This is a genomic window from Kitasatospora sp. NPDC022856, from assembly GCF_055561235.1.
The window spans coordinates 178,028-196,463 of sequence record NZ_JBVHHE010000015.1 but is presented as its reverse complement, the minus strand read 5'-3'; the positions used below and the strand labels follow the sequence as shown (position 1 = coordinate 196,463).

General features: G+C 75.7%; 9 protein-coding genes. 4 read left to right on the top strand and 5 right to left on the bottom strand.

Annotated features, from left to right (window positions below; all coding sequences use genetic code 11):
• Window positions 1–72 precede the first annotated feature (72 nt).
• Together ACZ34W_RS20980 and ACZ34W_RS20975 are read left to right on the top strand one after the other, a co-directional pair.
• The gene (locus tag ACZ34W_RS20980; protein ID WP_465606103.1) at window positions 73–1,653 is read left to right on the top strand and encodes an MFS transporter; all 1,581 of its coding nucleotides are present in this window, start codon (window positions 73–75) and stop codon (window positions 1,651–1,653) included.
• A 181-nt stretch (window positions 1,654–1,834) separates the two neighbouring features.
• Complete coding sequence (locus ACZ34W_RS20975) at window positions 1,835–2,191, top strand: hypothetical protein (RefSeq protein ID WP_329485788.1); 357 nt, start codon at window positions 1,835–1,837, stop codon at window positions 2,189–2,191.
• 24 nt (window positions 2,192–2,215) lie between these two features.
• Here ACZ34W_RS20975 and ACZ34W_RS20970 read toward each other — a convergent pair whose 3' ends face one another.
• From ACZ34W_RS20970 to ACZ34W_RS20960, 3 genes are all read right to left on the bottom strand, one after another.
• Window positions 2,216–2,716, bottom strand: a complete 501-nt coding sequence (locus tag ACZ34W_RS20970) for an anthrone oxygenase family protein (protein ID WP_465606101.1) — start codon at window positions 2,714–2,716, stop codon at window positions 2,216–2,218.
• A gap of 247 nt (window positions 2,717–2,963) precedes the next feature.
• Window positions 2,964–4,475 (bottom strand): FAD-binding protein, encoded by a 1,512-nt coding sequence (locus ACZ34W_RS20965; protein WP_465606099.1) that lies wholly within the window; start codon window positions 4,473–4,475, stop codon window positions 2,964–2,966.
• A gap of 119 nt (window positions 4,476–4,594) precedes the next feature.
• The gene (locus tag ACZ34W_RS20960; RefSeq protein ID WP_359809082.1) at window positions 4,595–4,915 is read right to left on the bottom strand and encodes a cupin domain-containing protein; all 321 of its coding nucleotides are present in this window, start codon (window positions 4,913–4,915) and stop codon (window positions 4,595–4,597) included.
• A 155-nt stretch (window positions 4,916–5,070) separates the two neighbouring features.
• Between ACZ34W_RS20960 and ACZ34W_RS20955 the strand changes: the two genes are divergently transcribed.
• The gene (locus ACZ34W_RS20955; protein WP_329485784.1) at window positions 5,071–5,370 is read left to right on the top strand and encodes a YciI family protein; all 300 of its coding nucleotides are present in this window, start codon (window positions 5,071–5,073) and stop codon (window positions 5,368–5,370) included.
• Window positions 5,371–5,495: 125 nt separating this feature from the next.
• The gene (locus tag ACZ34W_RS20950) at window positions 5,496–6,251 is read left to right on the top strand and encodes an alpha/beta fold hydrolase (RefSeq protein WP_329485783.1); all 756 of its coding nucleotides are present in this window, start codon (window positions 5,496–5,498) and stop codon (window positions 6,249–6,251) included.
• Between the two features lie 56 nt (window positions 6,252–6,307).
• On the opposite strand, the gene ACZ34W_RS20945 is transcribed toward ACZ34W_RS20950, so the two are convergent.
• Window positions 6,308–7,789, bottom strand: a complete 1,482-nt coding sequence (locus tag ACZ34W_RS20945; RefSeq protein ID WP_465606095.1) for a condensation domain-containing protein — start codon at window positions 7,787–7,789, stop codon at window positions 6,308–6,310.
• Between the two features lie 5 nt (window positions 7,790–7,794).
• Window positions 7,795–18,414, bottom strand: coding sequence for a MupA/Atu3671 family FMN-dependent luciferase-like monooxygenase (locus tag ACZ34W_RS20940; protein ID WP_465606093.1), 10,620 nt, complete (start codon window positions 18,412–18,414; stop codon window positions 7,795–7,797).
• Window positions 18,415–18,436: the final 22 nt, after the last annotated feature.

Genomic DNA, 18,436 nt, shown 5'->3' with positions numbered 1-18,436 from the left:
CCGGTGCCGGGCGGGCCCGGATAGTGGGCAGGTCCGTTCGGCACGGGGCCGGGCGCAGGAGGGAGCGGACCCATGGCCGGAACGTCCGGGGAGCCGGACGGGGGGTACTCCCCGCAGCGGTGGACCGCGATGACCGGGATGTGCGTCGCGGCCGGCATGGTCTGGCTGTCGTTCGCCGACTTCGGGGTGGCGGTGCCGACGATCTCGGACGAACTGTCGGTCTCGCTGCCCGCCCTGCAGTGGGCCAACAACGCCTTCAGCCTCTCCACCGGTGCGCTGGTGCTCGCGGCCGGGAAGCTGGGCGACGTGTTCGGGCGCAAGCGCATGCTGGAGACCGGCCTGGTGCTGCTGGGCGTGGTCTCCTTGCTGACGGCGTTCACGCCGGGGGTGACCGGGATGATCGCCGGGCGGGCCGCGATGGGCTTCGGCGCCGCGCTGATCCTGCCCGCGACGCTGGCGCTGATCCCGCCGATGTTCCCGGTGAGCGAGCAGCCCCGGGCGTTCGGGGCCTGGATGGCGGTGGCCTGGGTCGGCCAGGCCGCCGGGCCGGCCGTCGGCGGCGTGCTGACCGGCCTGGCCGGCTGGCGGTCGACCTTCTGGATCAACGCCCCGCTGGCGGTGATCGCCTGGTGGCTGGTGCGCCGGTCGGCCGTGGAGTCCACCGACCCGAACGCCACCCGGCACATCGACTTCACCGGCCTGGTGATCAGCGCCGCGGCCGCGTTCTGCCTGCTCTACGGGTGCACGGCCGGTCAGGAGGACGGCTTCACCGACCCGGTGATCATCGCTCTGCTGGTCGCGTCGGTACTGCTCGCGGCGCTGTTCGTGCTGGTGGAGCGGCGGGTCCGGGATCCGCTGCTCGACCTGCGGCTGTTCGCCTCCCGGCCGTTCGACGGGGCGCTCGCGGCGAACTCCGTGATGAACATCGTCTTCGCCGGGGTGAGCTTCCTGCTCACGCTCTACCTCCAGGAGGTCCGCGGCTACGGTCCCGTCGCGGCCGGGCTGCTGTTGCTGCCGTCCACCGTGACCATCCTGCTGTTCAACCCGTTCGGCGGCCGGGTGGCGGCGCGGCGGGGGGCACGGCTCCCGGTGGCCGTCGGCCTGTTCCTGCTGGGCATCGGCACCCTGGTGACCGCCGTGATCGGCGACACCTACCACTACGCCGTCCTGGCCACCGGGCTGCTGGTGCTCGGCGCCGGTCTCGGGCTGATGTCCGTCCCGCTGTCCGACACCGCGGTCGCCGGGCCGCCGGAGGAGCTGGCCGGCACGGCCTCCGGGATGTTCAAGGTCACCAGCATGCTGGGCGGCGCCTTCGGGGTGGCCGTGACGGTCGCGGTCCAGCAGGCGGTGGAGACCGACCAGGCGATCAGCCGGGCGCGGGCGGCCGGGCTCTCGGAGGACGACGCCCAGCAACTGGGCAACGCGGTCACGGACTCCAAGCTCGCCGACCAGATCCTCTCCTCGGTCGACCAGGCCACCGCGGACGCCATCACCGCGGCCTTCCGCGACGTCCAGGCGATCGGCGCCGGCCGCGCGATCGGCCTGGCCGGCCTGCTCGCGGTCGTGGCGGCGCCGGCCCTGCCGCTGCTGTGGCGGCAGCGGGCGGGACAGCGGGAGCCCGCGACGGCGCGGAAGGAGCACGAGACCCGGTAGCCGGCGGACCGCACCGCGCAGGCGGCTCGCCGCCCCTCCGCCGTGGTGCGCCCCTGCGCCCCCTCGTGCTGTCTGGCCAAGTCCGTTGTGATGCCGGTGACTTGGACTCCAAGGACGGTTCTAGAATCATGTCGGCAACGGCAGGAGTCCAGCGAACACCGGGGAAGAGGCGACAGCCAGCGTGGATCCCGTACTGCGACCGTTCCGTGTCGAGGGAAAGGCCGTCCAGCTCGCCAAGTACCTGGCGGAGGAGGAGATCGGCGATCTGGTCGGCTGTTCCTGCATCGGCAACGACGTCACCATCGACCTGTCCGACATCCACTTCCTGATCAGCCTGGTCGATCTGGGCGGCGGGCTGCGGCTGAACTTCCACATGGCGCACGACGGCCCGGCCCGGGCCCGCTCCTGGAGCCGGCGGCTGCCGGCCGAGGCGGGTCCGCGCGACATCGCCCGGCGGATAGCGATGGATGTCGCCACGCTGGACCGCGAGATCGCTCCGCTGCGCAACAACCCGCCGAGGCCGCCGGCCGCGCGCTGAGCCCCGCCCGGTGCCGGGCGGGGCTCAGCCGCTCGCGTTGCCGTGCAGCACCAGCGCCCAGCAGAGGCATCCGAGGGCCGCCGTGCAGAGCAGCGCCCGGGCGATGTTCCAGTGCACCCAGCGCGCCTCGAACCGCTCGCGCACCGCGGCGGGCTCCGGGATCCGCCCGGGCTCCCCGGCGGCGGCCAGCGCGTCGTTCAGCGGGATGTTGATCTTCCGGGTCACCGCGAGCGCCGCCGTGTAGCAGACCAGGGCCGCGACGGCGGCCGGCAGGACGTCGTGACCGTCCGACGGCAGGTGCAGTGCCACCGCCACCGCCGTGCAGACCAGCGCACCGACGAACCCGACCAGGAACCAGCCGTTGAGGATGGCCACGTTGATGCGCTGCATCACGTCGATGAACGTACGGTCCTCCGTCGTGCGCAGCCCCGGCATCACCGAGCAGGCGTAGGCGTAGAACAGCCCCGCGCTCAGTCCGGTGGTGATCGTCGCGGCCACGAGGGCGATCACGCGTGCAGCTTCCATCGGGTTCGTCCCTCGTTCCGTCCACCGGTGTCGCCGCCTCGGCCGACCGGTTGTCGGCCCGGGCCGGCCGCGGCGCTCCGTCCGCCCACGACTCGCTCGGGTGACGCACCGTCAGGTCGCGTCCACGCGCTCGCACTCCTCCCCCGTCGACACTCTCACGGGCGCACGCCGATCCGAACCGATTTTCACCGTGCCTCCCCGCAGGCCTGCCCCGCCCGCCGCGGGGGCGGGGCAGGCCTGCGGCGGATCAGGTGTGGATGCCCTGGCCGGGGGTGAGGATGCCGGCCGGGTCGTAGCGGCGCTTCGCCGCGACGGCGGCCGCCCAGCGGGAGCCGTAGTGACGGCGCCAGTCCGTCGGCGTCATGCCGGGGACGGCGCCGATCAGGTAGCGCTTGCCGCCCAGGGCGACGGCCCGGTCGTAGAGGCGACGGTTGCGGCGGAGCATGGCGGCGGTGTCGGCGCCGGGGGCGGGGAAGGAGAGCAGGTCGAAGTGCCAGCCGACCGGTGCGTCCGGCATCACGGCCATCGGGCGGGTCAGGGCGGCGGTGCGGTAGGGGTAGAGCAGGAGGAGCCCGGCGCCGAGGTCCGCGGGGGTGAGCGACGCGGTGGCCTCGCGGACGAAGGCGGCCGCGGTGGAGGCGGGCAGGAAGACGCTGAGCCAGGCCTTGGGCTGGGTCCAGAGGCCGGCGGCCTTGAGGTAGCCGGCGAAGCCGTCGACCCGGAAGGCGTAGTCGCGGGCGCTCTGGTCGACGACGGTGGTCTCGCCCGGGAGGCAGCGCAGCCCGCGCAGCAGGGCGTCCCGGTCCGGGGGCGTGGCGCCGTCGTAGTGGGCGACCGTCTCGATCTTGTACCGCCACGTGCCGGCCGCGGCGTCGAGCACCGCCTCACCCGCCTGGAGGTCGAAGCGACGCTCGGCCATCAGCCGCTCCTGGTCACCGAGGTAGTCGGCGAGGTCGTCGTAGAACAGGCTGAACACCAGGGCGCGCTGGCGGGCCGGGACGAGCCGCAGCGTGGCGCGGACGATGATCCCGGCCTGTCCGCCGCCGGCCAGGACGGCCTCGAACAGCTGACGGTTGGTGGTGGCGGAGGCGGTCAGCAGCCGGCCGGTACCGGTGACCACGTCGACCGACTCGACGGTGTCCACCTGCAGGCCGTGGCGCTGCACGGCGGAGCCGATCCCGCCCACGCTGAGCGTGCCGCCGACGGAGAGGTGCAGGTAGTCCGTCAGACAGGGCGGCATCCAGCCCTGGGCGAGGGCGGCGTCGGTGAGCTGCGCCCAGGTGACGCCGGCCTCCACCACGGCCCGGCCGGGGGTGAGGGAGAGGATCCGGTCCAGGCCCCGCGCGTCGACGGCGATGCCGCCGGGTGCGGTGGCCTGGCCGTAGCCGGAGTGCGACTCCAGCTCCGCGGGGTCGCCGCCGCCGCTCTGGCCGTTCATGGCGACCGGGATCCGGTGGCGGTGGGCGAAGCCGACGACCTCGGTGATGTCGCGCACCGAGCCCGGCCGAAGTACGGCCCGGGGCGCGGCGGTCACCAGGTGCCCGAAGTCACCGGTGAACCGGGTGAGCGTGGCGGGGTCGGTGACCAGGCTGCCGTCCAGCCGGGGCAGTGCGGCCACCGCGTCCGCCGTGGCCGGGCCGTCGGTGGGGGTGCCCTGGCCGCCGGCGACGGCCCAGCTGCGGCCGGCGGTGTTCCAGCCGATGACCGTGGCCGCCGCGCCGACGAGCAGACCGCGGCGGGGCAGAGCTGACTTGCTCATGGCAGATATCTCCGATCAATCGTCATATCAGCGCAGTTGTACCGCAGTCGGCCCGTATCCGGGCAGTCCCCTGCGCCGTTGACGGCGTGAACGGGGCGCGAGCCGTCCGGACGGCGGGCTCAGGCCGGTCCGGCGCCGTCGTCGTCCACCTCGACGATCACCAGCGTGCCCCGGCTGCCCGGGGCCACCGCGTGCGGGACGCCGGCCGCCACCACGTACAGCTCCCCGGGGCCGAGCGGGACGGCAGTGCCGGCGACCAGCAGGTCCAGCCGGCCGTCCAGGACGAGCAGCGCCTCGGCGTGCGGGTGCCGCTCCTCGGCCAGCGGCAGCTCGTCCATCCGCAGCACCTTGACGGCGGCCGTGCCGATCCGGCCGAGGACGCGCGAGCGCCAGGCCCCGGGCAGTGCGGCGGCGGTCGCGGGGACGTCGATCCGGTTCATGGCACACCTCTTCCGGCGCGGTCCGGCCGCGCCCGTGATCACGGGGATGCCCGCACGCTATCCGGGACGCGGGGCGCGTTGGTCGACCGTTCGGCAAAATCTCCGGACCGCCGCCCCGCTGACACCCCGTCGGGAGGGAGGACTAGCCTGGACCCATGTTCGTTCTGGAGTTGACCTACACCGCGCCCCTGGACCGTATCGACGCCGTGCTCCCGCGGCACGTGGAGTGGCTGAAGGAGCACTACGAGGCCGGGACCTTCCTCGCCTCGGGCCGCAAGGAGCCCCGCGACGGCGGCGTGATCATCGCCGTGGCCCCGGACCGGGCTGTCGTCGAGGAGATCGTCCGGACCGACCCGTTCAGCCTGGCCGGTCTGGCGGAGTACACCGTCACGGAGTTCCTCGCCACCACCACCGCGCCCGCACTGGACGCCTACCGCCAGCAGCTGCCCGCCTGAGGACCCCGAGGGGCCGGGCGGCCCCGGCTCCCGGGGCGGGCGCGGTGGCGTCGGTGGCCGGTGGGGTTGGTGAACGGCGGGCCGGGGGAGGAGAGCGGCAGACCATCGCGAACGGGAGCGCCGCCATGACGATCAGTCACCGCACCATCGGTACCGGCGAGCACAAGGTGCTCGTCCTGCACGACTGGTTCGGCACCAGCGCGGGTTGGGGCGCGTTCCTCGACCACCTGGACCCGGACGCCTTCGGCTACGCCTTCCTCGACTACCGGGGCTACGGCGAACGGCGCGACGTGGAGGGCGAGTTCACCCTGGCGGAGATCGCCTCGGACGCGCTGGCCCTGACCGACCAGCTGGGCTGGGACACCTTCTCCGTGGTCGGGCACTCGATGGGCGGCAAGGCGGCGCAGCGCGTCCTGGCCGAGTCGCCGGACCGGGTGCGCAAGCTGGTGGGGCTGGCCCCGGTGCCCGCGAGCGCCTATCCGTTGGAGGGCGACGCGTACGACCTGTTCCACCAGGCCCCGCGGCAGCCCGCCAACCGGCGGGCCATCCTGGACCTGGTGACCGGGCACCGCGCCTGCGGCCGCTGGCTGGACGCGATGACGGCCCGCTCGGTGGCCGGCTCCAGCCCGGAGGCCGTCGCCGGCTACCTCGACGACTGGACCACCCAGGACTTCGCGGCGCGGATCGCCGGCAGCACCCTGCCGGTCAAGGTCTTCGTCGGTGAGCACGACCTCGCGCTGTCCGCGGAGTTGATGCGCGGCACCTGGCTGGCGCACTACCCGAACGCGGACCTGGAGGTCCTGGCCAACTCCGGGCACTACCCGATGCACGAGGTGCCGGTGGCGCTGGCGACCGCCCTGGAGGCCTTCCTGCGCGCCTGACGGGCGCTGGGGGTCGGCTCCGGGGTCGGCCTCCGGGGGCCTGACCCGGGGGAAGGTCACGCCAGCGGCGGCACCTGCTCGGCCAGCCGTCGCACCAGCCGGTCCAGCCAGCCCCGGACGGTGGCCCCGTCGAAGAGGTCGGCGTCGTACTCGGCCAGGCCCGTCAGGCCGTTCCCCTCGGGGGTGAGCATCAGCAGCAGGTCCGAGCGGGCGCCGCTGCCCGGGACGTCCTCGACCACGACGTCCAGGCCGGTCAGCTCCAGGACCGGCGCCGGGGTGGTCTGCACGGCCAGCAGTACCTGGGGGAAGGACGGCGGGAGCGCCAGTCCCAGCGCCCGCAGTTCCTCCGTGACCAGGCCGAACGGGACGTCCGCCTGGTCGAGCGTGGTGGCCAGGGCCTCGCCGGCCCGGTCGACCAGCCCGGCGAACCCGCCCGGCGCGCGGCTCGGCAGCCGGACCGGCAGGTTGGTGGTGAGCAGCCCGACCAGCCGCTCGTGCTCCCGGCGCCGCCGGTTGGCGGTCGAGAGCATCACCAAGGTCTCGTCGGCGCCGGTGAGTTCGCCCAGCAGTTCGCCCACGGCGGCCAGCACCACGGCCGCCGGGGTGGTGGAGCGGCGGGCCGCGCACCGGTTCAGCGCCGCGGTGAGCTCGGGGGTGAGCGTGAAGGGCAGCACGCCGCCGTGCCCGGAGCGCCGTTCGGGCCGGGGCCGGTCGGTGGGCAGCGGCACCGTGAGCGGCAGTCCGGCCAGCCGCTCGGCGTACCGGGCGGTGGCCCGGCGCACCGCCTCCCGGGTCACCACCGTCCGTTCCCAGCAGGCGTGTTCGATCATCGATCCCGGCTCGGGCAGGTCGGCCCGGTGGTCCCCGTACAGCGTGCCGAGATCGGCCAGCAGGGTGGCCAGGGACCAGCCGTCCAGCACGATGTGATGGATCGTCAGCAGCAGGACGTGGTGCTCGGGGCCCAGCCGGAGCAACCGGGCCCGGAGCAGGGGCGGGGCGGCGAGGTCGAACGGGGTGGCGGCCTCCTCGCGGGTGGCGGCGGCCACCGCCTCCGCGCCGCCGCCCACCGCGGCGACCGGCAGCGGCAGGCCGTCGGGCGCGGGCAGGACCTGCTGGAGCAGCCCGAGGTCGGAGGGCGCGTACCGGGTGCGCACGCTGCGGTGGCGGGCGGTCAGCGCGGTCAGGGCCCGTTGCAGTCGGGCGGGGTCGAGCGGCCCGCGCAGGGTGATCCGCTGGGTGATGTTCCACAGGCTCGGGTCGGCCACCCGGCCGTGGCTGCGGTGCATCCGGGCCTGGGCGATGCCGGCCGGTGCGGCGGCCTCGGCGGCGCCGCCGCCGGTCAGGGTGGCGAGCAGCCGGGGCCGTTCGGCCTTCACGAGGGCGACGAGCGGGGCGTCCATCGCTCCGGGCGGGGCGAGGTAGTCGAGCCGGCCGCCCTCGGTGGAGAGGACGATCTCCCGCTCGTCCAGCAGCCGGACGAGCCGCTGCCAGTCCTCGGTCGGCGCGGGCACGGCGGGCGCGGTCGGTCCGGTGGGCACGGCGGTCACAGCGTCCCTCGCTCGAAGGTCTCGGCCGGTGCGGCGGCGCGGGCACGGTCGGCCATGCCGCGGATGGTGGGCCGGCGGAAGAAGTCGAGGATGCCGATCTCCAGGCCGGTCTCCTCGCGGACCAGGTTGAGCAGCCGGGTGGCGGCCAGCGAGTGCCCGCCCAGATCGAAGAACGAGGTCTCCACGCCCGGGGCGGGGACGTCCAGCTCCTTCGCCCAGAGCCGTTGGAGGCGCTGCTCCAGCTCGGTGGCGGGGGCGGTGTCCGCGTCGGCGCCGATCGGCACGGCCGGGGGCAGTGCGGCGCGGTCCAGCTTGCCGTTGCGGGTCAGCGGCACGTGGGTGACGCGGGCCCAGAGCCGGGGCACCATGTGCTCGGGCAACCGGTCGGCGAGCTCGTCGCGCACCCGGGCGAGGGCGGCGGCCGCGTCGGGAGCTGCCGGAGCTGCCGGAGCCTCGGGGTCTTCGGGGGCTTCGGCGGCTTCGGGGGCGAGCACGACGTACGCGGCGAGCGCGGTGCCCTGCGGGCCGTGGTGCGCGGCGACGGCGGCCTGCCGCACCCCGGGGACGGCGCGCAGCACGTTCTCCACCTCCCCGGGTTCGATCCGGTAGCCGCGGATCTTCACCTGCTCGTCGATCCGGCCGAGGAGTTCCAGCGTGCCGTCGGGCCGCAGCCGGCCGAGGTCGCCGGTGCGGTAGCGCAGGCCCTGCGGGGTGCGGACGAAGGCGGCGGCGGTCTCCTCGGGGCGGTTCAGGTAGCCGAGGCCGACCTGGTCGCCGAGCACGTGGATCTCGCCGACCGCGCCCTCCGGCACCGGCCGGCCGTGCGGGTCGAGCAGCTGGACGCGGCTGCCGGGGACGGGGCGGCCGACCGGGGCGTGGTCGGGGCCGTCGGCGGAGAGTTCGACGCTGGTCATCGCATGGGTCTCGGTCGGCCCGTAGTGGTTGAACAGCCGGCACCGCGGGTTCGCCCGCAGGAAGGCGCGCAGCGCCGGGGTGAGCAGCAGTTGCTCGCCGCCGGAGACGATTTCGCGCAGGTCGGGCACCGGGGCCTCGGCCAGGGCGCCGAGCAGGCCGGTCAGGGTGGTGTGCGGGAGGTGGATGCGTTCGGTGCGGGTGCGCCGGAGGTGGTCGGCCAGCGCCCGGGCGTCGTAGCGGGTCGCCTCGTCGACGAGGACGAGGGTGCCGCCGCCGGCGAGGGCGGTGAGGGTCTCCTGGACGCAGACGTCGAACCCGCAGGAGGCGTACTGCAGGGTGCGCAGCGGGCCGTGCTGGTCGGTGTTCCAGTCGACCAGGGACCGCAGGCCGCGGTAGGGCATCACGACGCCCTTGGGCCGGCCGGTGGTGCCGGAGGTGTAGAGGCAGTAGGCGGGTGACTCGGGATCGGGGTCGACGGCGGCGGGTGCCGGCGGCACCGCGCTCTCGTCGTCGGCCAGGACGGCGGGCAGGGCGATGCCGAGCCGGTCGGTGCCGGTGCGGGTGAGCAGGACGGGCGCACCGCTGTCGGCGGCGATCAGCCGGCAGCGCTCGGCGCCGTGCACCGGGTCGATCGGTACGTGGACGGCGCCCAGGCGGACGACCGCGAGCAGCGCGGCGACCTGGTCGGCGGAGCGCGGCAGCAGGGTGGCGACGGGGGTGCCGGCGGTGACCCCGGCGGCGGCCAGCAGCGCCGCCAGCCGCTCGGCCCGGTCGGTGATCTCGCGGTAGGTGACCGGGGTGCCGTCCGGGGTGAGGACGGCGGTGCGGTCGGCGTGCGCGGCCGCCGTGCGGGCCAGCCGTTCGCGCAGCGACGGGGTGCCGGGCAGGCCCGGGGTGGCCACCTCGCGGCCGCCGGGCAGCAGCTCGGCCACCGGGCGTGCGGGGTCGGCGGCGGCGGCGGCCAGCAGCTGCTCGAAGGCGGTCAGCAGGCGCTCGACGCTCTCCCGGTCGAAGAGCGCGGTGGCGTACTCGACGTGGCAGCGGATGCCCTCCGGCAGGTTGGTGAGGAACAGGGTGAGGTCGAAGCCGGACTTGTCGACGACGTCGTCCAGCGGCCGGGCCTCGATGCCGGGCAGGTCGAGCTCGAACAGTGCGTGGTTCTCGAACTCCACCATCACCTGGAAGAGCGGGTTGCGGCTGGTGTCGCGGGCCGGGTTCAGCTCCTGCACCAGGACTTCGAACGGGAGCCGCTGGTGCTCGTAGGCATCCAGTGCGGTGGTCCGCACCCGGGCGAGCAGCCGTTCGAAGTCGGGCTCCCCGGACAGGTCGAGGCGCAGGGCGAGCGTGTTGACGAAGAAGCCGACCAGGTCCTCGGTGCCCTCCTCGCGGTTGGCGACGGGGGTGCCGAGCACGAGTTCGTCCTGGCCGCTGAAGCGGTGCAGCACGCCGGCGAACGCGGTGAGCAGCACCATGAACAGGGTGGAGCGCCGGGAGCGGGCCAGCTCCCTTACCCGGGCGGAGAGTTCGCCGTCGAGCAGGCGGACGAAGGCGCGGCCCCGGCCGTCCGGCAGGGCCGGGCGCGGCCGGTCGGTGGGCAGCGCCAGCACCGGCAGCTCGCCGCCGAGGACCTCGCGCCAGTGCGCCAGGCTCGCGGCGTGCGCGCCCTCGGCCACCAGGGCCCGCTCCCGGGCCGCGAACGCGGCGTAGTCGGTGGGCAGGTGCGGCAGTTCGGGACGGCGGCCCGACTGCGCGGCCCGGTAGAGCTCGCCCAGCTCGCGGGTGATCACCACGGCGGAGAGGGTGTCGATGACGATGTGGTGCATGGCGAGGACGAGCACATGGCGCTCCTCGGCCAGACGCAGCAGCCGGGTGCGCAGCAGCGGGCCGGTGGCCAGGTCGAAGCGGTGGGCGCCCTCCTCGGCGACCAGCGCGCGGACGGCCCCTTCCCGGTCCCGCCCCGGCGGGGCGTCCTCGACCGGGAGCGGCGCACCGGTGGCGGGCAGCACCACCTGGTACGGCTCGCCGTCCTGCTCGCGGAAGACGGTGCGCAGCGCCGGGTGCCGTTCGGTCAGGGCGTGCAGGGCGCCGGCCAGCGCGCGGTGGTCGAGCGGCCCGTCCAGGGCGATGGCCTTGACCTCGTTGTACCGGGAGCTGTCGGGCAGCATCCGGTGCAGGAACCACATCCGCTGCTGGGCGTACGACAGCGGCGCGCGCCGCTCGCGGGGCCGCTGGGCGGTGCGGCGCAGCTCGTCCAGGTACGGCAGGCCGGCGGCGACCTGCTCGGGCGAGAGGCCGAAGTCGACGAAGGCGGCGATCTCGTCGGCGCCGGCGGCGCGCAGCGAGTCCAGGACGGTCCGCACGCTCTCCGGGGTGCCGATCAGCGCGCGCGAGGCGCAGTACCGCTCGTACGCGCGCTCCAGGACGAACTCCAGGTCTTCCTCCGGGGTGTTCTCGTAGTCCAGGGTGAGGCCGAGGCTGTTGGCGACCTGCCCGAAGAGCGAGAGCGAGGAGCGCAGGTAGCCGCAGAACGGGCGGTAGGCCTGCTCGCGGGCGGTGGCGAGGTCGGCGCCGAGGTAGCTGTGCACCAGCACCACCACGCGCCCGGCCTCGGGGTCCAGGCCGTGCTCGGCCCGGGTGCGCCGGTAGAGGGCGACGTTGGCGGCCAGCTCCTCGACGCTCTGGGTCATCAGGTTGGTGATCACGCCGAGGTCGTGGCGGGCGGCCTCGCGGAAGCTGTCCGGGTTGCCGACGATCGCCGTGTACATCGGCGGCAGCTCCTGGAGCGGGCGCGGGTGCAGGTGCACCTCGATCTCCTCGCCGCTGCCGTTGCGGCCCCGGTAGGGCTCGCCGCGCCACAGCGCCCGGATGGTGTCGACCTGCCGGTGCATCAGCTCCTTGTGGGTGCCGTAGCGGTCGGGGAAGAACAGGAAGTCGTTGGGGTGCCAGCCGCTGGCGCAGCCCAGGCCGACCCGCCCACCGGACAGGTTGTCGACCACCGACCACTCCTCGGCGACCCGGACGGGGTGGTGCAGCGGCAGCACGGCGCAGCCCGCGTTCAGTCGGACGCGCTCGGTCTCCCGGGCCAGCGCGGCGGCCAGCACCGAGGGGTTGGGGAAGATGCCGCCGAAGGAGTGGAAGTGCCGCTCGGGCAGCCAGACGGCGTGGAAGCCGTTGCGGTCGGCGAACCGGGCGCTCTCCAGGACGATCCGGTAGCGGTCCTCGGGCCGGGTGTCGAGCGGGTAGTCGCCGAAGAAGGAGAGGCTGAAGTCGACCTCGCGGTCCGGGTCACCGGCGGGCGCGGGGACGGGGACGGGCGCAGGGACGGGCGCGGGGACGGGGGTGGGCGCGGGCAGTTCGAGGCGCGGGGCGGGTACGGACGGCACGGCCACCCCGCGCGTCGAGGGGAAGAAGCCGCCGCGCCGCATGTCCCGCAGGGAGGAGCGGACGGCGTCGGCCACGAACTCCACGTCGCCGTCGGAGTGCGCGGTGGAGAGGAAGAAGTTGCGCCACTCCCAGACGTAGACCCCCTTCACCAGCAGGTGGTGGAAGAGCAGCTCCATGTCGGCACGCGGCTCGAAGCGGAAGAGCGAGCCGAAGTGCGCCAGCCGGAGCGGGAACTCCTCCTCCTCGAAGAAGCCGTTGAGGGTGGTCGCCAGCTCCCCGGTCCGGGCGTTCAGCCGCTCCTGGAGGCCCGGCCCCTGCTCCTTGAAGTGCCGCAGCACGGCACGGCAGGCGGCCATCGACAGCGGGTGCTGGATGTAGGTGCCGCCGAAGAAGGTGGTGTCGTTCGGCGGGTGGCTGGCGTCCCCGTACTGCCAGAAGCCGCCGTCGATGCCGTCCATCACGGCCGCCCGCCCGGCGATGGCGCCGATCGGGAAGCCGCCGCCGAGGACCTTGCCGTACGTCGAGAGGTCGGGCTCCACGCCCCAGAACCCGCGGGCGCCGCGCAGGTGCGGCCGGAAGCCGGTGAGCATCTCGTCGAAGATCAGCACGATGCCGCGGCGGGCGGTCAGCTCGCGCAGCCCGCGGACGAACTCGGCGGGCTGGCGGGAGGGGTGGCGGCTCTGCACCGGTTCGACGAGCACGGCGGCGATCCGGTCACCCAGCTCGTCGATGACCCGCAGGCTCTCCGGCTCCCCGTACGGCAGCACGACCAGGTCGGCGACCGCGCTGCCGGGGATGCCGATCGACACCGGGACCGTCTCGCGCTCGGCCCCGTGGCCCACCGGGCGGCCCAGCGTGTGGTCGAAGTGCCCGTGGTACGAGCCCTCGAACATCACGATGGTGTCCCGCCCGGTGTACGCCCGGGCCAGCCGGATCGCCCCCGCGTTGGCCTCCGTCCCGGAGTTGGCGAACGCGACCCGCTCGGTGCCGGTCAGCTCCGCGAGCAGTTCGGCGGCCTCGCCGGTCTCCGCGCCGCGCGGACCCAGCCGCAGACCGCCGGCCAGGTGCTCGCGGACGGCCTCCTGGACGAAGGCGGGCTCGTGGCCGAAGAGCAGCACGCCGAAACCCATCGTGATGTCGACGTAGGAGTTGCCGTCGACGTCCTCCAGCCGGGAGCCCTGCGCCCGGCGGGCGGCGAGCGGGTAGAGCATCTCCTTGGTGGCCGAGCGGAAGCCGACCACGGCCCGGCTGTCCGCGAGCACCCGGCGGTGGCGCTGGGTGAGCGCCTTGGAGGCGGCGGTGCGGGCGGTGAAGCGTTCGACCAACTCGTCGAGGTGGCGGCGCTGTTCGCCGGTCAGGCCGCCCCCGGCCATCCCGGAGTCCCGGGCGACCGTGACGCGCGGGCCGTGCACCTGTGCTTGCGATTGGGTGGCCGGCTGGGCCGGTGTGGCGGGGAGTCCCGGTGCGACCGTGACGGCGGCGGCTGCGGCGGCTGCGGCGGCTGCGGCGGTGGGCAAGGCGGGCACGGTCGGCGTGGCGGGCGTGGCGGGCGTGGCGGGGGAGCCGGCGAGCAGGGCGAGCTGGTCGGCCATCAGCCGGGAGAACCGGCCCATCAGGGCGAGCTGGCGTTCGATCACCGCGCCGGCCCCGTCGGGAGCGGCGGCCGCCACCGGGGTGACGGGAGCCACAGCGACGGGTGCCGCAGCGACGGGGGACGGGGTGACGGGAGCCGCAGCGACGGGGGCCGGGGTGGCGGGGGCCGGGGTGGGCGCCGACTGTCCGGGCGTCGGCGCGGGCGCGGCCGGTGCCACCGCCAGGGGCTCCGGTACCGGCGCGGGCACCGCTTCCGGAGCCGCCGCCGTCGGCGCGGGCACCAGGCCGGCCAGCGCCTCGGCGCTCATCCGCCCGGCGATCAGTCCGGCCAGCCGCGCCGGGGTGTCCGCGTCCTCGAACAGCTCGCGCATCGGGACCCGCACCCCGAAGGCGCGCTCCAGGTCCCGGATCATGTTGATCATCGACAGCGAGTCGGCCCCGAGGTCGAAGAAGGGCTCCTCGGCGCCCACCGCCTCCTCCGCCACGCCGAGCTGACGCGCGGTCTGCGCGACGACCCGGCCAAGGACCAGGGCGGCCGCCTGCTCCAGCGGGTCCGGCGCGGGGGTGTCGGTCATGACGGGCTCCTCCAGGACGGTGCGTTCGGCTACGGGCGGGGCCGCCGGCCCCGGACGGGCCCCGACCACGGTCAGCGGTACGGAACCCGACAGCGGTGCGGGCCCCGGCGCCGGTACGGGCCGGGCCGCGGTCGCGGGCGGCGATGCGGTCGAGGCGTCGGCCGTGTCTTCGGCGCCGGGCGCGGTGAACCAGTGGTAGGTACGGTGGAACGGTCGGCCCGGCAGCGGGACGCGCCGCGCGGGCCCGTCCGGCCACCGCCGGGCGGCGGCGGCCGCCGCCCAGTCCACCGGCACCCCGTGGGTCCACAGCGTGCCCAGTGCGGTGAGCAGTTGGCGCTCCGTGCGGCGACCGCGGCGTCCGCTCGGCACGAACACCGCCCCCGCGAGTTCGCGCCGGCCCAGCCCGCTCAGGGTGTGGTGCGGACCGACCTCCAGGAAGAGCCCGTGGCCGAGCCCGTCGAGCGTCGCGAGCACCCGGTCGAAGCGCGCGGTCTCCCGGGTCTGGCGGACGAAGTGGTCGGGGCCGGGCACCGTGCCCGGTGCCAGCGGCACGCCGTCCAGATTGCTCACCAGCGGGACCCGCAGCGGCCGGAGGGTGATCTGCTCCAGCCGGCGCCGGAACGCCTCCAGCATCGGCTCCATCAGCCGGGAGTGGAACGCCCGGTCGGCGGTGAGCCGTTCGGTTCCGACACCCTCCAGGGCGAGCACCGCCTCCGCTCCCGCGATGTCCCCGGGCCGCCCGGCCAGGACGCACTGCCCGGCGCCGTTCACCACGGCCAGGTCCACCCCGGGCAGCCACTCGGCGAGCGCGCCGAGGCGTTCGGCGGACGCGGTGGCCACCGTCATCGCCCCCGGCTCCGTCGAACGGTGCATCAGCCGCCCGCGCACCCCGGCCAGGAAGAGGCCGTCGGCCAGTGAGAAGGCCCCGGCCGCGTAGGCCGCCGCGTACTCGCCCGCGCTGTGCCCCGCCACCGCCGCCGGCCGCAGCCCGAACTCCTCCCAGAGCGCGGTGTACGCGGCCTGCACCGCGAACAGCGCGGGCTGCGCGGCCTCGGTGGTCCACGGCTGCTCCTCGCCGTCGGGATCGGGCTCCAGCAGCAGGGGCAGCAGCGACTCCCCCCAGGTCTCGCGGTGCAGCCGGTCACAGGTGTCCAGCACCTCCCGGAACACCGGGTACGCCCGGTACAGCCCGGCGGCCATGCCCCGGTACTGCGCGCCCTGTCCGGTGTAGAGCAGGACGGGGGCCGGTGTGCCGCGCCCGGCGTCCCGCGCCGAGTGCGCCGGGCCGGAGGGCCGCCCGGCGGCGAACCCGGCGAGCGCGTCGGCGAGTTCGGCGGGCCCGGTGCCGGTGACGGCGAGCCGGTGGCGCAGCGGGCGGCGGCCCGCGCCGAGGGTGAGCAGCAGGTCGGCCGGGCGGGGCGGGTGTTCGGCGCGCAGCCGGTCGAGCACGGTGGCCGCGAGGTCGGTGAGCGCCTGCGGGCTGCGGGCCGACAGCGGCAGCAGGGCGACCGGCGGTTCGCTGTCGGGGGCGGTGGGGGCGTCCGCGGGGGCGCCGGCCGGTGCCTCCTCCAGGATCAGGTGGGCGTTGGTGCCGCCGACGCCCAGCGCGCTGACCCCGGCCCGGCGCGGGGCATCCCCGGTGGGCCAGTGCGATTCCTCGGTCGGGAGCGTGAAGGGGCTGCCGGCCAGCCCGAGAGCCGGATTGGGCCTGGTCAGGTGGGTCACCGGCGGGATCGCCCGGTGGCGCAGCGCGAGGACGGCCTTGATCAGACCCGCCATCCCGGCGCAGGTGTCCAGGTGGCCGATGTTCGGCTTGACCGAGCCGAGGGCGCAGAAGCCGACCGCCCCGGTACGGGCCCGGTAGGCACGGGTGAGGGCCTGGACCTCGATCGGGTCGCCGAGCGGGGTGCCGGTGCCGTGCGCCTCGACGTAGCCGATGCTGTCGGCCGGCACGCCCGCCACGTCCAGTGCCCGGCCGACCACGGCGGCCTGGCCGTCCAGGCCGGGCGCGGTGTAACCGACCTTGCCCGCACCGTCGTTGTTGACGGCGGAGCCGAGGATCACCGCGTGCACGGTGTCGCCGTCGGCCAGCGCCCGGTCGAGGCGCTTGAGCAGGACGGCGGCGACGCCGTTGCCGCCCACCGTTCCGGCGGCCCGCTCGTCGAAGGCCCGGCAGACGCCGTCGGGCGCCAGGATCGAGCCCTCCTGGTAGCGGTAGCCGGCGGCCTGCGGGACGTGCAGGGCGGCGGCGCCCGCGAGGGCGAGGTCGCTGTCACCGGTCAGCAGCGACTGGACGGCCAGGTGGACGGCGACCAGCGAGGTGGAGCAGGCGGTCTGCACGCCGACGGCGGGCCCGGTGAGGCCGAGCCGGTAGGCGACCCGGGTAGCCGCGAAGTCGGCCTGGTTGCCGATCGCCACCTGCAGCGCCTCGACCGGCCGGGCCGGGTCGGCGGCCGTGCCGATGGCGTGCTGGAGGTAGCCGCGCAGCGAGTACAGCGTCATGCCGGTGCCGGCGAAGACCCCGACCCGGGTGTCCGGCGCGGTGTCGCCGTAGCCGCCGTCGTCCAGGGCCCGGGCACAGGTCTCCAGCAGCAGCCGCTGCTGGGGGTCCATCAGGGCGGCCTCGGCGGCGCTGATGCCGAAGGCCTCGGCGTCGAAGTGGCCGATGTCGGCGATCGGCGCGGTGACCGGGACGAAGTCGGGGTGGCTGTACTCCTCGGCGCGGATGCCGGCGGCGGCGAGCTGTTCGGGGGTGTACCGGGTGGTGCTGACCACGCCGTCGACGATGTTGCGCCAGTACTCCTCGGGGGTGTCCGCGCCGGGCAGCCGCAGTGCCAGGCCGATCACCGCCACCCGCCGGTCGGCGGGCACCTCCGGCGCGGGCGCGGTGGAGGTCGGTGCCGGCTCCGGCGCACCGCCGGCCAGCCGGGCCGCCAGCGCGTCCACGGTGGGGTGCCGGAACAGCGCGGTCGGCTCCAGCCCGGGCGCCGGGCCCGCCGCCAGCGCGGCCTGGACTCGCATCAGCTGCACCGATCCGAGGCCGAGTTCGTGGAAGGGTCGGCCGGGGTCGACCGGTTCGCCGAGGACGGCCTCGAAGGTGTCCAGCACGGCGCGGCGCAGCTCGGCCGGGGCGGGCGCCGCCACCACCGGGCGCGCCGGACCGGCGGCGCGCGGCTCCGGGGCGTCGGCGACCAGCCGCGGCTCAGCCGCCAGCAGTCGGCGCCGGGCGGCGGGGCGGGTGCTGTCGGGACCGGCGTAGTAGTGACCGGGCGGGGCCGCGAGCAGCGCGGTGGCCAGCCGCCGGCCCTCGGCGGCGTCGAGCACGGCGATCCCGCGCTCGGCGGCGGCCGCGTCGTGGGAGGCCTCCCGGTTCATCCCGACACCCCGCCACAGGCCCCAGGAGACCGTCCAGGCCGCGACCCGGTGCTCCCGGCGCAGCCGCTCGACCGCCGCCTCCAGGGAGCGGTTGGCCGCCGCGTACCCCGCCGAGCCGACCGCCTCCTGGAACCCGATCATCGAGGAGTAGCCGACGAACTGGGCACCGGGGCGGGCCGCCACCAGCTCGGCCAGCGCGTCGGTGCCCGCGGTCTTGGCCCGGACGGCCTCCTGCCACCGCTCGGGTCCGAGCTCCTCCAGCAGGCCGATCCGGTACTCGCCGGCCAGGTGCAGGACGCCCTCCAGCGGCGCGCCCCAGGCCTGTTCGGCCTCGGCGACGGCGGCCGCCAGGGCCCGGCGGTCCGTCAGGTCGGCCGTCCGGTACTCGACCCGGCCGCCGGCCCGCACCAGGCGCTCCAGCGCGGCGCGGCGCGCGGCCGCCGCCGGACCACCCGCGGCCGGGTCGGTGCGCCCGACCAGCAGCAGGTGCGGGCCGTACCTGCGGAGCAGTTCCGGGAGCAGTTCCCCGGCGAGGCCGCCCAGCCCGCCGGTCACCAGCCAGCGGGCCCCGGGGGAGAGCAGCGTGCAGGCCGGTGCGGCGGCGGCCTCCGGCGCGGTGAGCGGGGCGAGCGGGCCGAGCCGGGGTACGTAGGGGCGCCCGTCGCGCCAGGCGGCCTCGGGCTCGCGCCGCGGGTCGGCGAGGAAGGCCAGCACGGCCCGCGGGTCCGCCGGGGCGTCGGCGGGCAGGTCGAGGTGGCGGGCCCCGGCGAGCAACCGCTCGGCCCGGGCCCCGGCG